Annotated in this window: 10 protein-coding genes and 1 CRISPR repeat array (1 of these 11 only partly in view); of the genes, 6 read left to right on the top strand and 4 right to left on the bottom strand. The window is 50.0% G+C overall.

What is annotated here, in order from left to right; genetic code table 11:
- Positions 1 to 2: 2 nt before the first annotated feature.
- Positions 3 to 1,022 carry an NAD-dependent epimerase/dehydratase family protein gene (locus tag KJS69_RS09585; RefSeq protein WP_213583496.1) on the bottom strand — a complete coding sequence of 340 codons (1,020 nt, stop codon included), beginning with the start codon at positions 1,020 to 1,022 and terminating at the stop codon, positions 3 to 5.
- 256 nt (positions 1,023 to 1,278) lie between these two features.
- Entirely contained in the window at positions 1,279 to 2,172 is an 894-nt protein-coding gene (locus tag KJS69_RS09580; RefSeq protein WP_213583495.1) for a TIGR01777 family oxidoreductase, read from the bottom strand.
- Positions 2,173 to 2,590: 418 nt separating this feature from the next.
- Between KJS69_RS09580 and KJS69_RS09575 the strand changes: the two genes are divergently transcribed.
- From KJS69_RS09575 to KJS69_RS09555, 5 genes are all read left to right on the top strand, one after another.
- Positions 2,591 to 4,351, top strand: coding sequence for an ABC transporter substrate-binding protein (locus KJS69_RS09575; protein WP_213583494.1), 1,761 nt, complete (start codon positions 2,591 to 2,593; stop codon positions 4,349 to 4,351).
- Between the two features lie 107 nt (positions 4,352 to 4,458).
- Positions 4,459 to 5,421 (top strand): ABC transporter permease, encoded by a 963-nt coding sequence (locus KJS69_RS09570; RefSeq protein WP_213583493.1) that lies wholly within the window; start codon positions 4,459 to 4,461, stop codon positions 5,419 to 5,421.
- A 13-nt stretch (positions 5,422 to 5,434) separates the two neighbouring features.
- Positions 5,435 to 6,355: an oligopeptide ABC transporter permease gene (gene opp4C / locus KJS69_RS09565; RefSeq protein WP_213583492.1), complete on the top strand. Its 921-nt coding sequence runs from the start codon at positions 5,435 to 5,437 to the stop codon at positions 6,353 to 6,355.
- 11 nt (positions 6,356 to 6,366) lie between these two features.
- Positions 6,367 to 7,353, top strand: coding sequence for an ABC transporter ATP-binding protein (locus KJS69_RS09560; protein WP_213583491.1), 987 nt, complete (start codon positions 6,367 to 6,369; stop codon positions 7,351 to 7,353).
- The gene (locus KJS69_RS09555) at positions 7,346 to 8,311 is read left to right on the top strand and encodes an ABC transporter ATP-binding protein (RefSeq protein WP_213583490.1); all 966 of its coding nucleotides are present in this window, start codon (positions 7,346 to 7,348) and stop codon (positions 8,309 to 8,311) included. Before KJS69_RS09560 ends, KJS69_RS09555 begins: the two co-directional genes overlap by 8 nt.
- A 134-nt stretch (positions 8,312 to 8,445) precedes the next feature.
- Here the strand turns inward: KJS69_RS09555 and KJS69_RS09550 are convergent, their stop codons facing one another.
- Entirely contained in the window at positions 8,446 to 9,408 is a 963-nt protein-coding gene (locus KJS69_RS09550; protein WP_213583489.1) for a P1 family peptidase, read from the bottom strand.
- A gap of 400 nt (positions 9,409 to 9,808) precedes the next feature.
- On the opposite strand from KJS69_RS09550, the gene KJS69_RS09545 reads away from it, so the two are divergent.
- Positions 9,809 to 11,560: a proline--tRNA ligase gene (locus tag KJS69_RS09545; protein WP_213583488.1), complete on the top strand. Its 1,752-nt coding sequence runs from the start codon at positions 9,809 to 9,811 to the stop codon at positions 11,558 to 11,560.
- A gap of 171 nt (positions 11,561 to 11,731) precedes the next feature.
- On the opposite strand, the gene KJS69_RS09540 is transcribed toward KJS69_RS09545, so the two are convergent.
- Positions 11,732 to 13,108, bottom strand: coding sequence for a UTP--glucose-1-phosphate uridylyltransferase (locus tag KJS69_RS09540; RefSeq protein ID WP_213583487.1), 1,377 nt, complete (start codon positions 13,106 to 13,108; stop codon positions 11,732 to 11,734).
- A 413-nt stretch (positions 13,109 to 13,521) separates the two neighbouring features.
- A CRISPR array of direct repeats spans positions 13,522 to 13,953; the repeat unit is 32 nt; unit sequence ATTTCAATCCACGCATCCATGTAGGATGCGAC; it runs 7 nt beyond the window's last position.

The raw sequence follows: 13,953 nt of genomic DNA, 5'->3' as shown, positions 1-13,953 counted from the left end.
GATTAGTAATTCCCCTCTCTTTCTTGGAAATGAGTCGGCTTATCCCAGGTTGCGCCGTCTGCTTCGACCCATTCGGCGATCCAATCGATCATTTGCATCAAGGACACTCTCGGATAGCCGAAGGTCTTCATTGCTTTAGTAGAGTTGCTGAGGAGAGCGGTGTCCGCTTCTTGCCCTACAATTTTGGCTTCAAGCCCGAACCGGCTCGCGAACTCCTTCGCCACCCAGCGGAGAGAAATCGTCTCCGGACCGGTTACGTTAAGCACGTTGGGAGGATTGCTTGCCACGGTCAACGAACGAATAGCCATCTCATTGGCATCCCCTTGCCAGATTACATTGGCGTGGCCCATCGTTACGTCTACTTCTCTTCCTTCCTTGACAGCCCGGGCAATTTCAAGCAGGACGCCATACCTTAAGTCTATGGCATAATTCAAACGGAAAATAGATAGCGGTGTCCCATATTTATGTGAAAAATATTCAAATACCCGCTCGCGTCCCAGGCTGGACTGTCCGTACTCCCCATTAGGATTCGGAGAAGTGCCCGCTTCCGTAGCACCGCCATCGATCACCCTGGTCAAAGGATAGATGTTGCCGGTGGAGAATGCGACAATCCGCGAGTTTTTATATTTCTCCGCTACACGGCCAGGCAGGTAAGCGTTCATAGCCCAGGTAAAATGCTCATTCCCCTTCGTTCCAAACTTATTTCCCGCCATATAAATAATGTTTTTCACATCCGGCAAAGCTTGCAGTTGGTCATCGTTCAGCAGGTCGACCGTAATCGTTTCCACTCCGTCCGCTTCTAATTCCTCTTTAAGCGTACCCGACGAGAAACGGGAGGCTCCGATGACCTTTTTGCTCACTCCAGCTTCCTTAATAGCGTTCATAGCCAATCGAGCCAGACTCGGTCCCATTTTACCGCCGACACCCAGCAGCATAATATCGCCGTCCAGCTCAGCGATTTCTTTAACTAAAGCCGCGGATGGCTCGGCCAGCTTTGCTTCCAGTTCTTGTACCGTTTTCATAAGAGTTCTCCCTTCGCAAATCATTAGTAATATCTTCATTTTAGTGTACCGCTCTATATAAAGACAAGTCTTTAAGTGGTCCTTAATTCAGCACATAGTACGGTATAGTATTTACGGGTGAAAGTGAACTCGTTCAGCTTAGCTGAACATCGAGTAATCAGATGGAGACTCTACTCCACCTGATTTAGAGCCCGCCTATAGAGGTGGGGGTCTTAACCCGATAATACAAAAATCGGGATAAATACTAACCTCATTGTCAACGAGAAGCGGTCAGGTTGGCCAACGCCGGCTGCAATTCGGGGGAGCGATAATCAAAACCGTACTGCAGAGCCTTAGAAGGAAGGACTTTCTGTCCTTCCAGCAGCAGGATGGATAATTCTCCGAAGAGCAGCTTGAACACAATAGACGGAACCGGGAAGTAGTGTCCCCTTCCCATGACACGTCCCAATGTCCGGCCAAATTCATCATTCATGACCGGATGAGGGGCCGTTGCGTTGATCGGTCCTGTTACTTGCCGATGGCGGATACAAAAATCGATCAGCCGTACCATATCCTCAATATGTATCCAGGACATCCATTGCTTCCCGCTGCCTAACCGTCCGCCTACTCCTAATTTGTAAGGAAGCTTCATTCGGGGAAAAGCTCCTCCGTCGGCTCCAAGCACAAGCCCGACACGCAGCTTTACCAGCCGGGTGTCTTGAATCTCCTCGGCTGCCTGTTCCCATCGGTCCACAACTCCTGCCAAAAAGTCGGTCAATCGGGCCGGGCTCCGTTCGTCGAACGTCTCCTCATCCGAGATTCCATAGATTGACATTCCCGACCCGTTCACCACCACTTCCGGCTTCCGCTCCATGCTTGCTACGGCCCGAGCTATGGCTGCTGCCGCGTCAAGCCGCGATTGAAGAATTCGTTCCTTGGCCGCAGGACTCCATCTCTGGTTAATAGTCTCTCCCGCCAGATTAACGATGGCGTCTACTCCCTCTAACCGTCCGGGCACCGCTTCCAATTCTCCCCAAGAGAGCACCTCCGCCCCCGGTACATTTGAACTGGAAGACCTGGAGATGACGATGATTTCATCTCCTTGATCAGCCAAATATCGAATTAAATGCTTGCCGATAAAGCCGGTTCCTCCCGTGATTGCGATTTTCATATTCAACCCTCCATGTTTTTAGTGAGAGTTCATGTACGTCAGCTTGCTCTCCGAATACTATTTATCGAGATCATAGGCACTTAGAACTAAAAAACCAGGATTCTCCTTAGAAGCTGGACTCATAAGACTTTCTTTTTCCTTAATCTTACCATATTTCCTTCTCATTCTCTTCTTATTAATCCAGCCACTCGCATGCAATCTCCCCTCTTAGAAAAACACTGAAAAATATGCTTATGGAAAGGCCATGCTATAAATTCCACTTTTTGGATGTTACGCTTTAAAGTAATAAAGTTTCTCCTTGATTATGAATATCTGAAAAAATTATTTCCTGGAGACTACATAATTCGACAAACTTTTGCAGGCTATTCTGATAATTTAGAGATAGTGTCAAAAATATAACTTAAAGGGAGGCTGCTAAATGTCAAGGAAGTTTTCTTCTGTACTAAGTGTATTATTGGCCGGGACGCTAGTTCTGGCAGCATGCGGCTCTGACTCTGCAGAACCGCCGGAGAATTCCGCCAGTCCTGAACCGAGCGCAAGCGTCGCTCCATCTTCAGAACCATCTGCCGCACCAACTCCTGAACAGACTAATGCTAGTGACGGATTTATTCCCGCTTCGGACAAATCCAAAAGTCCCGCTGCTGCAACTAATCGAACCGACACGCTCATCATTGGGATGGAAGACTTCAAAGGTCTATTTAACGGGATCTACGGCGAAACGGTTTATGACAATTATGTGAACAATACGCTTTTCGACAAACTTGTCAACGTCCAGAAGGACGGGACTTATGAACCTAGTGTTGCTGAGAAATGGGAGGTCTCCGATGATAAGCTAGTCTATACCTTTTATTTACGAGATGACGTAAAATTTACCGACGGAACACCTTTGACTGCTGAAGACGTTGCCTTTACCTTGACCGTTAAGCATGACAAGTCCTATGACGGCCCTTCAGACATTATGAAGGCCAAGATCAAGGGCGGTAAAGAATACAAGGATGGGACAGCCTCTGAAATTGAAGGCATTAAAATCATCAATGAGCATACGATTGAAATCACGACCACAGAAGTAAGCGCATCCACTTTGCCTAACGTAGGCGATTTCATTATTCCTAAGCACTATTATGGCGCAGATTATAAACAGGGCAGTCTGGACTATATGAAAAATCTTCATCAAAAGCCGCTGGGCTCTGGCCCGTATATTATGGAGACATACATTCCCGGCCAAGAGGTTCGTTTTGTCGCAAATGAGAATTACTTTAAAGGTAAACCGAAGATCCCCAAGCTGATCTTCAAAGTAACTACAACCGATACGAATATCCAGTCGCTGCAAGCCGGTGAGACGGATGCAGAAGCTCAAGTGTCGGTCAGCACAGACAATCTTGAGCTGCTTAAATCTCTAGGATTTCTGGATATTTACTTGTTCCCGACGAACGGGTATGGATACATCGGCTTTAATCATAAAGATGAGAAATTTAAGGATAAACGAGTCCGTCAGGCGTTAACCTACGGCTTGAACCGGGAAGAGATTGTCCAGGCCGTATATCAAGGCAATGCGAAGGTCATTAATATTCCGCAATCCAATGTATCCTGGGCTTATACGGATGACATTAAAAATTACGAATTCAACCTGGAAAAAGCCGCTCAATTGCTTGACGAAGCCGGCTGGAAGGTCGGAGCCGACGGTATCCGCGAGAAGGATGGGGTGAAGTTTAAAATCCATTTCCTCGCTACCACCCCCAATCCGGTGAACGAAGCCATCATCCCTGTTGCACAAGAGAACTATGGAGACCTGGGAATCCTGTTCGAGCCGGATATGCTGGATTTCAATGCGGTTAAAGAAAAACAGAAAAAAGGCGAGTTTGACATGTTCTTCCTGGCGTGGCAATTGACGGAAGACCCGGATTCCACCAACGTATTCGGAACGAACGGCTCGCAGAATGAAATCGGATATTCCAATCCGAAGGTGGATGAATTGCTGCTGAAGGGGATTCAGGAACTGGATATCGAGAAAAGGAAGCCGATTTATCATGAGCTGTACAAAGAATTGAACGAAGATCCTCCTTATATTTTCATGTACCAGAGAACAGATATACTGCCCGTCAACGCTAGGGTGCAAGGCTGGGATCTGTCATCCTTCAAGAGATTTCCGTTCAGCCTTTACCAAGTCTCAATCAATTAAATATACGGTTTGATCAAACAGAAGAATGGTTGGCTCCACATTACCCGAAAATCCATATGCTCAGCCTCCCAGGCTGGGCATATGGACTAACTACGAGGAGGAACGGAATGAAGCAGTATGTCATTCGCAGGTTGTTCAACATGATTCCCACCTTAATTGGAATCTCTCTCCTTATTTTTTTCGTCTTCTCCCTCGCCCCTGGCGATTTCGTCGATGCTAATTCCAACCCGAATCTGACTGCAGAGAGAGCTCAAGAACTTCGGGAAATCTACGGCCTAGACAAGCCTTTAATGGAGCGCTATTTCGTCTGGATAGGCCATGTGCTAAAAGGCGAGTTGGGGGATTCCCTGATGTATAAGCAACCGGTAACCAAAGTCTTGAACGATTATATGTGGAACTCCTTCCTGCTGGCTGTCGTCGCTCTCGTCCTATACTGGATCATTGCGGTTATTGTCGGCATCATCTCAGCCACCCGGCAATATTCCCTGTTCGATGCGGGCGCCACTTTTTTCATTTTTGCCGCCATGTCACTCCCGTCTTTCTTTATTGGACTCTTGTTAATCAAAATATTTGCCGTGGACTTCAAAATTTTCCCCGTAGGAGGAATGTTTACAACCGGAAGCAATTTCAGCGGATTCGCCCGGCTCTGGGATTTGGCTAAACACATGTTTCTTCCCGTAATGGTGCTTACGATGCTTCACGCCGGATCACTGACCCGGTATATCCGGACCAGTATGCTGGAGGTCATCAGGCAAGATTATATTCGCACCGCCAGGGCAAAAGGTTTGAAGGAAAAAGTAGTCATCTACAAGCATGCCTTGAGGAACGCCTTGCTTCCCGCGATTACTTTGTTCGGACTAGAGCTCCCCGGATTATTCGCCGGAGCCATTATTCTCGAGAAAATCTATAACTGGCCCGGTATCGGCCGAATCAATCTGGAAGCCGTGGGCCTGAGGGATTACCCGTTTCTGATGGGCTTTACGATGTTTCTGGCGCTCCTGACCGTTCTCGGAAACTTCCTGGCTGACTTGTTATACGGAACGGCCGATCCCAGAATACGTCTGAAATAGGAGGAGGATGGACATGAAAACGGTACCTTCAACAACTCAAGTAAGCGTTAACAAACGATCCCGCCCTTCTTCTCCCTGGAGGCTTGCCATTCGGCGATTGCGCAAAAACCGGATGGCAATGATTGGACTGACCGTGCTTGCCATCATGGTTTTATTCTGTTTCATCGGCCCTCTCTTCTCCGCCCACCTGACAGAGAAGGTCAGTGTAGCTAACGGCAATAAAGCTCCTAACTCCACTCATTGGCTGGGAACGGATAAGCTGGGCAGAGATGTGCTGACACGAACGATGCTTGCCGGGCGGATTTCGCTGACCGTCGGTATTGCGGCCATGGTCGTTTCCGTCCTGATCGGGGGGCTGTTGGGGGCCATTGCCGGCTATTACCGCGGCTGGGCCGAATCACTCATCATGAGACTGGCCGACATTATGTATTCCATCCCCAGCTTGCCCTTGCTCATTTTATTGGGAGCCGTTCTTTCCGATCTCAAGATTGCGCCCGGGGCGCGAATCTATTATGTCATGTTCATTCTCGGCTTGATCGGTTGGGCTACTCTGTCCCGTCTGGTCCGAAGTCAGGTCCTAAGCCTTAGGGAGCAGGAATTTATGCAGGCTGCCGAGGTGCTCGGATTAAGAGATTATCGTAAAATTTTCCGGCATCTGCTGCCCAACACGGTCCCGATTATTATTGTGTCGGCTACTTTGACGGTTGCCTCGGCCATTCTGGCTGAATCCGCCTTGAGCTGGCTTGGAATTGGTGTCATTCCCCCTACACCGTCATGGGGAAATATGATCCAGGCGGCTAATAATCTTGTCGATTTTCAATTACGGCCCTGGCTCTGGATTCCACCCGGAATCAGCATCTTTGTCACCGTCATCTCCATCAATCTGATCGGGGACGGATTGCGAGACGCCTTAGACCCTAAAATGAAAAGATAGGAGAAACGAATATGGCAGACAATTTGGTGGAATTCCGCAATTTAAAAACCTCCTTCTATACCGAGGCCGGTGTCGTCCAGGCGGTCAATGATGTCAGTTTTAAAATCAAAGAAGGAGAAACCTTGTGCGTTGTTGGCGAATCCGGGTGCGGCAAAAGCGTCACCGCGATGTCTTTGATGAGACTCATCGCTTCACCGCCCGGCAAGATCGAGAGCGGCGAAATTCTGTTCCGGGGGCAGAATTTGCTCAAGCTGAAGGAGCATCAAATGAGAGCTTTGCGCGGGAATGAGATCGCCATGATTTTTCAAGAGCCCATGTCGTCCTTGAACCCGGTCCTGAAGATTGGCGAGCAAATCATGGAGCCGCTGATGGAGCATAAGCTGCTGTCCAAAAAAGCGGCCCGCCAAAAAGCGATAGAAATGATCCAACTGGTCGGCATCCCCAGAGCGGAGCAGATCATAGACTCCTATCCACATGAGCTGAGTGGCGGAATGCGGCAAAGAATTATGATCGCCATTGCGCTAAGCTGCGATCCAAAGCTGCTGATCGCAGACGAGCCGACGACAGCGCTGGACGTGACGATCCAGGCCCAAATTCTTGATTTGATGAGAAAAATCAAGGAGCAGCTGAACACCTCTCTTATGCTGATTACCCATGATCTCGGGGTGGTCGCTGAAATGGCCGATTATGTCGTCGTCATGTACGCCGGCAAAGTGATCGAGGAAGCGCCTGTTGTCGAGCTTTTTCACAATCCGAAGCATCCTTATACCCAAGGGCTGCTGAAAGCGAAGCCTATTTTGTATAAGAAGCAAAAACGGCTTTATTCCATTCCCGGGCAGGTGCCTAATCCGATCTCGTTGGGAGATCACTGCTATTTCAGTGAACGCTGTGATCGCTGCATGCCGATTTGCAAAGAAGCCCAGCCCGATTTAGCCGTTGAAAATAAAGAACATAAAGTAGCCTGCTGGCTTTATGAGGGGGGCGCCGCTCATGGGTGAGGTATTATTAAAGGTCCATCGGCTCAAAAAATATTTTCCGATCCGTGGAGGAATTTTTCAAAAAACGGTCGGTCAGGTTAAAGCGGTGGACGACATTTCCTTTACTCTAAAGAAGGGAGAAACTCTCGGACTCGTTGGAGAGTCAGGCTGCGGAAAAAGCACGGTCGGCCGCACCATTCTCCGCCTGCATGATAAAACCGAAGGACAGGTGTTGTTCCAGGGAACGGATATCCATGAGCTTCCCAGAAAAGAGCTGAGGGTGCTGCGCCCAAAAATGCAGCTGGTGTTCCAGGACCCCTACAGCTCCTTGAACCCGCGCATGAAAATTGGAGAAGCCATCGGCGAAGCGCTGATCGATCACGGAATCTCCAATCGGAAGGAAGTTCGGGAGCAGGTGCTGGAGGTTTTGCACATCTGTGGACTCGCTCCGTATCATATTGATCGTTTTCCGCATGAATTTTCCGGCGGGCAGCGGCAGCGGATCGGAATTGCCCGGGCGCTTATCCTGAATCCTGACTTCATCGTAGCGGATGAACCGGTGTCGGCTCTGGATGTTTCCATCCAGGCCCAGATTATCAATCTGCTTAGTGATCTTCAGGAAACGAAGGGACTCACCTATTTGTTTATCTCCCATGACCTTAGCGTCGTGGAACATCTTTGTACGCAAGTGGCTGTCATGTATCTCGGCTCGATGGTGGAACAAGCTTCTCGGGAAGAGCTCTTTAGAAATCCGCTGCATCCATATACGAAGGCTCTCCTATCGGCGATCCCGATCCCTGATCCCGTCATGAGAAGAGAAAGGATCGTGCTGAAGGGCGATATTCCGAGCCCAGCCAATCCTCCGTCGGGCTGCAAATTCCACACCCGTTGCCCTATGGCGGTGGACCAATGCAGGTCCGAGGTGCCGGCGTACCGCGAAGCCGCCCCCGGCCACCATGTCGCTTGCCATCTTGTGTAAGACGAGACTAGTTCGGGGATAAAGGTTGATTGAAGCCCGTGCCTCAAATATTCACCGGACTTCAGGAAGTCCGGTGAATAAATCGATGAATACTCTGCTAATTCCGATGATTCGTAGAGTTCGCGCTATCCGGCTTACTCCTGCAGCCCAAGATCACGGCAGGAAGGAAACCCGGGAATTCCGTCGGCATGAAGGATCGCGTTCATTACCGCCATCGCTACCGTTTCGGCAGCTACTGCGGCAATCAAGTCAATGCTTACGTCCAATTCACCCGAGCCTAGCGCGAACAGAGTGTCGCCGTCGGCCATCGTGTGAACCGGATAGATCGTCCGGGCCAGTCCGTCGTGAGCCGTAGAGGCTATTTTGCATGCTTGGGCCTTGGTCAGCTTGGCGTTACACGCAACCACTCCTATCGTTGTGTTAGTTCCCGGCAAAGCAGACGTCACTGCGGCCTCCAGGCATTGCAAGCTGTCAAGCAGCGACCCGTCGTCGCTTCTAACCCCGGCGAGAACACGCCCTTGCTCGGGATGACGGATTTCTCCCAAGGCGTTAACCGCTACGATGGCTCCCACGACGAGCCCGCAGTCCAATCTTCGCGAAGCCGAGCCCAGACCGCCCTTCATCGCTCGCTCCATCCCCGCTAATTTGCCTACGGTCGCTCCGCAGCCGGCTCCTACATTCCCCTGCCGCAGCTCTCCCGATACCGCTTGGGAGGCAGCCCGATACCCCATATCTTGAGAAGGACGGCAGCGCGGGTCCCCGACTGCCAAGTCAAATAAGACAGCGGCCGGGACAATCGGAACGACCCCTACTCCAACATTAAGCCCCGTTCCCTGCTGCTCTAAATATTGCATGACTCCTCCTGCCGCATCCAAGCCATAGGCGCTGCCCCCCGTTAAACATATGCCGTGAACCTTGTCCACCAAATTCAGAGGATTGAGAAGATCCGTCTCTCTTGTCCCCGGAGCCCCTCCTCGAATGTCTGCTCCACAGACCATTCCTTCGCCCGCAAGAACAACCGTACATCCCGTCATCCCTGTCGGATCTTCTGCATTCCCTACCCTGATTCCCGGAACATCCGTAATATTATTGAGCATGTCCAGCCTCCTTCACTAGCATTTAGCTTCTTCCTTTAGCTTCTTCCTCTTGACTGCAGCTTAATAATGATGTAAGTTAATTGAAATTAATTGGTTTTATTATACAGGAATAGCTCTGACCAAGGAAATGAGATTCAATATCGGTTCGTTCAGAGAGGAAATCCAGCGGCTGAAAGATTTCCCGACACGGTTGATTCTTCCCGCCTTGCGAGCTGTAGCGGAGAAATAAACAGTAACCGTTACCGGAACCCGTCCGTTATTCGGTCAAGGATCGTCATTCAAGGAATGACGGTTAAATTAGGGTGGTACCACGAGCACATTCGTCCCTGACGGATGTGTTTTTTGTCGTCTGATTTCAATTGTCCAAATCATTATAAAAGAGCCAGGGGAGGGTATAAAAATGCATCAAAGCAAATTGTTATTGCCCACTATGCGGGAGGCGCCGTCCGATGCCATTGCCATTAGTCACCAATACATGCTGAGAGCAGGTTTAATAAGGCCGGTGGCATCCGGCATCTACACTTATTTAGCGCTGGGGCGGCGCGTTCTGCACAAAGTGGCCGCCATTGTCCGGGAAGAATTGGATAAAACCGAGGCTCAGGAAATATTAATGCCTGCCATGCAGCCTGCAGAGCTATGGGAGCAATCCGGCCGCTACTCCGTATACGGACCGGAGCTTATGCGTCTCCGCGATCGCCATCATCGAGAATTCGCTCTTGGTCCTACTCATGAAGAAGTCATTACTTCTCTGATTCGCGACGAAGTCAGTTCCTACCGGAAACTGCCGCTGCTTGTGTATCAAATCCAAACCAAATTCCGGGACGAACGGCGCCCTCGCTACGGGCTCATTCGGGCCAGGGAATTTATGATGAAGGATGCCTATTCTTTCAATACGGATTGGGAAAGCCTGGACCGGACCTATTGGCAAATGTATGAAGCTTACGAACGGATTTTTACACGCTGCGGTCTTACCTTTCGGGCTGTAGAAGCGGATGCGGGGGCTATCGGCGGGGAAGGCGACACCCATGAATTCATGGCGCTGGCTGACATTGGTGAAGACACGGTCGTCACTTGTACGGAATGTCATTATTCCGCTAACCTGGAGAAAGCCTCCTCCAGACCACCCAAGGTTGCAGCCTCGACCGATGCTTCGAGTAGAGAAATGGCTGCGCCTGTCCCGAAGCCCGAAAAGATTCACACACCCGAAATCAGGACGATCCGGCAATTGACCGATTTCTTCGGAATCAAGCCCGATCAGCTGCTGAAAACATTAATCTATTCGGCAGACGGCCAGCCGGTAGCTGTAGTCATCCGAGGCGACCATGAAGTGAACGAGGCGAAGCTGAAAAATGCCCTGCAAGCCAATCATGTCGAATTAGCGGATGAGGAGACAACCCGCTCCATAACGGGGGCTCCCGTTGGATTTGCCGGACCCGTCGGGCTGAATGTCCCCCTATGGGTGGATCAGGAAGCGGCTTCTGTCCGATCCGGCATTGCCGGAGCCAATGAACAAGACTATCATCTGCACAATGTTCATCCGGGACGAGATTTTTCACTGGATCGTGTTGGCGATTTGCGTAATGTTAAAGAAGGAGAATGCTGCCCCTATTGCTATGGAGAATTGAAATTCTATCGCGGGATCGAAGTAGGCCACGTATTCAAGCTCGGAACCAAGTACAGCGAACCGCTCGAGGCCAGCTACTTGGACAAGGCGGGACAGCAGCAAACGATGGTCATGGGCTGCTACGGAATTGGCTTATCGCGAGTTCTGTCGGCTGTAATAGAACAAAACCATGACGGGGACGGGATTGTCTGGCCGTTCTCCATAGCCCCTTATCAAGTGCATTTGATCCCGGTTTCCGTTCAGGATCCGGTCCAGTGCAAGCTGGCGGAAGAACTCTATCAACGCCTAAGCGCTGCTGGAGTCGAAGTGCTGATCGATGATCGGGAAGAACGCCCCGGAGTGAAATTCAAAGATTCGGACCTGATTGGAATTCCGGTTCGCATCGTTATTGGCAAGCAGGCGAGCGAAGGGCTGATCGAATTTAAAGAACGTAAAAGCACCGTGCAGCAAGTCCTAACCATCGAGGAAGCTTTGTCACGTATTCAGGAGCTTGTCAAAGCAAACACTTCCGACAGAGAGATCATTTAACCAGGCTTGGCGGTACAATCAGACTTATCCGTCTCGAATAGAACAATCGGGGGATTCGCTCTGCCGCCTTCTCCATTTCCCCCATCCATAATCAAATGTAAAAAAGGCTCTCAGATGTCTCTGGGAGCCCGGCATTTCTTACCTGTCTTCTTCTCTTACGGCCGTACTAAGCTACAGAATCAAGGTCTTCTCCGTTGGATCAGGTACCTGTTCCGCATGCAGACCTTCTCCTGAATAGGAAGTGAGCGGAGAAATTTCCACCGTTCGGTTCGCAATCCGTTCCTCCCCCACTCCAGCCTCAAGCAGCCACTTGCGATGCAGCTCCAACACAAGACTTCTCGCCGTCTCCGGACTGTCCTCCCCCTCCTTGTTCTTGACAGGAGCGAACTCTTCGGACCGGTTGACCTGCAGTACGGCAAGCTTATCCGCCAAAGGAAACAAATCAAAAATGAAGCGTTCAAACTTATACGCGTTAGGCTCTGAAGGCGTAACCGGATGACCTTGCTCGTCGATGGCCGCCACCTTTTTATGAGCAGCATGATAAGGCAGTGGGAGTTCCGCGCCTTTTTCCACGAAATCCATATGGAATAAATGCATTGAAATATTTGCTTGATCATATAGAAGATTGCCTTGCTCGTTCTTCGCCAGCATCAACTCTCGCGGCAGGTCGGAATATTCGATGACGGCAGGACGCCCCCGGTTAAGACATACAATCCCTACCTTCTCTTCCGGGTGAGATTTGGGCACGACTTTGCAGGCGGCCGGGGCTTGACTGTCCATCGTGTAACCGATAAATTTCGGATCGGCTACCTTCACAAGGGCATTATCGACGTTATAGTAAAATAACCACTCGATCTGTCTTGCTTTCATATCATCCAAAGCTCCGGAGCGCTTAATGGCCGCAAAGCAATCGCCATTTCCTGCAGGGGCCAGGCTGATCCGACCGGGCTCGGCCAGCAATATTTTGCCCTCTGAATCTATCGCAGGCAGAACACTCTGCTCGAAGAAATATAGGTGGTCCAGCGGATAGCCAAAGTAAGCTGCCCGTTGAAAAGCCTCCACGGTTTCCGCATGGTTCTCCGGACTCGTCATAATGTACCATGGAATAGTCCGACCCGCTCTGCCGCTCAAATTGATCAGTCTTTCGGCCTGCAGTTGAAATAAGGATTTGCCGGAAGGAAGTCCTATATTATAGGTCCCTTTGGGCCCGGGATGACCCAGCCGGCTGCCCTGCCCACCGGCAACGACAATGGCGCCTACCCGACCCGAACGAAGCGCCTCCCAACCAAGCTCTTCATAGCGGTGTTTCTCTTCTTCGCTGAAAGATTCCCAGTCCCCGGCTTCTATCGGAACAAGATCATCTTCTACCTGTTCTTGAAGGGCAGTCGTGCTCTCGAATAGCGAGACCACCTTATCCAAATCGAGAGAGAGGATTTGATCCAATAACTGCTCTTGGGATTCGGGAGTCAATTGATCGTAAAATTTAAGTAGATGCTGCTGATCATGCTGCTGTAAAAATGCTTCTGCTTGTTCCCTTGTAGACTTCATCTTTATCTCCTCTCCTAGTGGATAGTGGATTTCTGTTTAATTCTCGAATCTTCTATCCCCTCCCAACTCTAGCTGGCCTTTACCGCCAGGTTCAGGATAGTTTAGTGAACCTCAGCTTATTTATTGTATCACAATGGGTAGAAGTGGGAATCCATCCCTTAAGTCCCAATTGTTGCAGTCCGCACACTCACACGGATAGCTACAGTAAGACCCAAATCCAGCATACACCAGGATACTCATGACCGAAAGTGTCCCAAGTATCGATGATTTATCGTAAATGAATATCGTTCCGTATCCTCGCACGTAAGGGGCGGCACAAAATCTAGTCCAACCCTTCGTTAATTTCCAGATTTCAATCCTCGCTACCACATATGGAGCGACTACAAATCGGGACCCAACTGGTGGCAGACCCCAATTCAATCCACGCATCCATGTAGGATGCGACGAGCCTGTAGGGCCTCGGAAGTTCAACAACCAATTGAAATTTCAATCCACGCATCCATGTAGGATGCGACGTTAGTCGAACTGGTCACAGCAATCACGCTGTACAATTTCAATCCACGCATCCATGTAGGATGCGACGTTAGTCGAACTGGTCACAGCAATCACGCTGTACAATTTCAATCCACGCATCCATGTAGGATGCGACAATATACTCGGAGTAAGCTATTCAGTTAGCTAAAATTTCAATCCACGCATCCATGTAGGATGCGACGATATAGATTTCGTGACCCCTCATGAAACGGTGTCGATTTCAATCCACGCATCCATGTAGGATGCGACGGAGTCCATTCTTCGACGTTACCATCGATCGAAATCTATTTCAATCCACGCATCCATGTAGG

This window comes from Paenibacillus sp. J2TS4, from assembly GCF_018403245.1.
Taxonomy (GTDB): Bacteria; Bacillota; Bacilli; order Paenibacillales; family NBRC-103111; genus Paenibacillus_L.
This window is presented reverse-complemented; position numbering and strand designations above follow the sequence as displayed.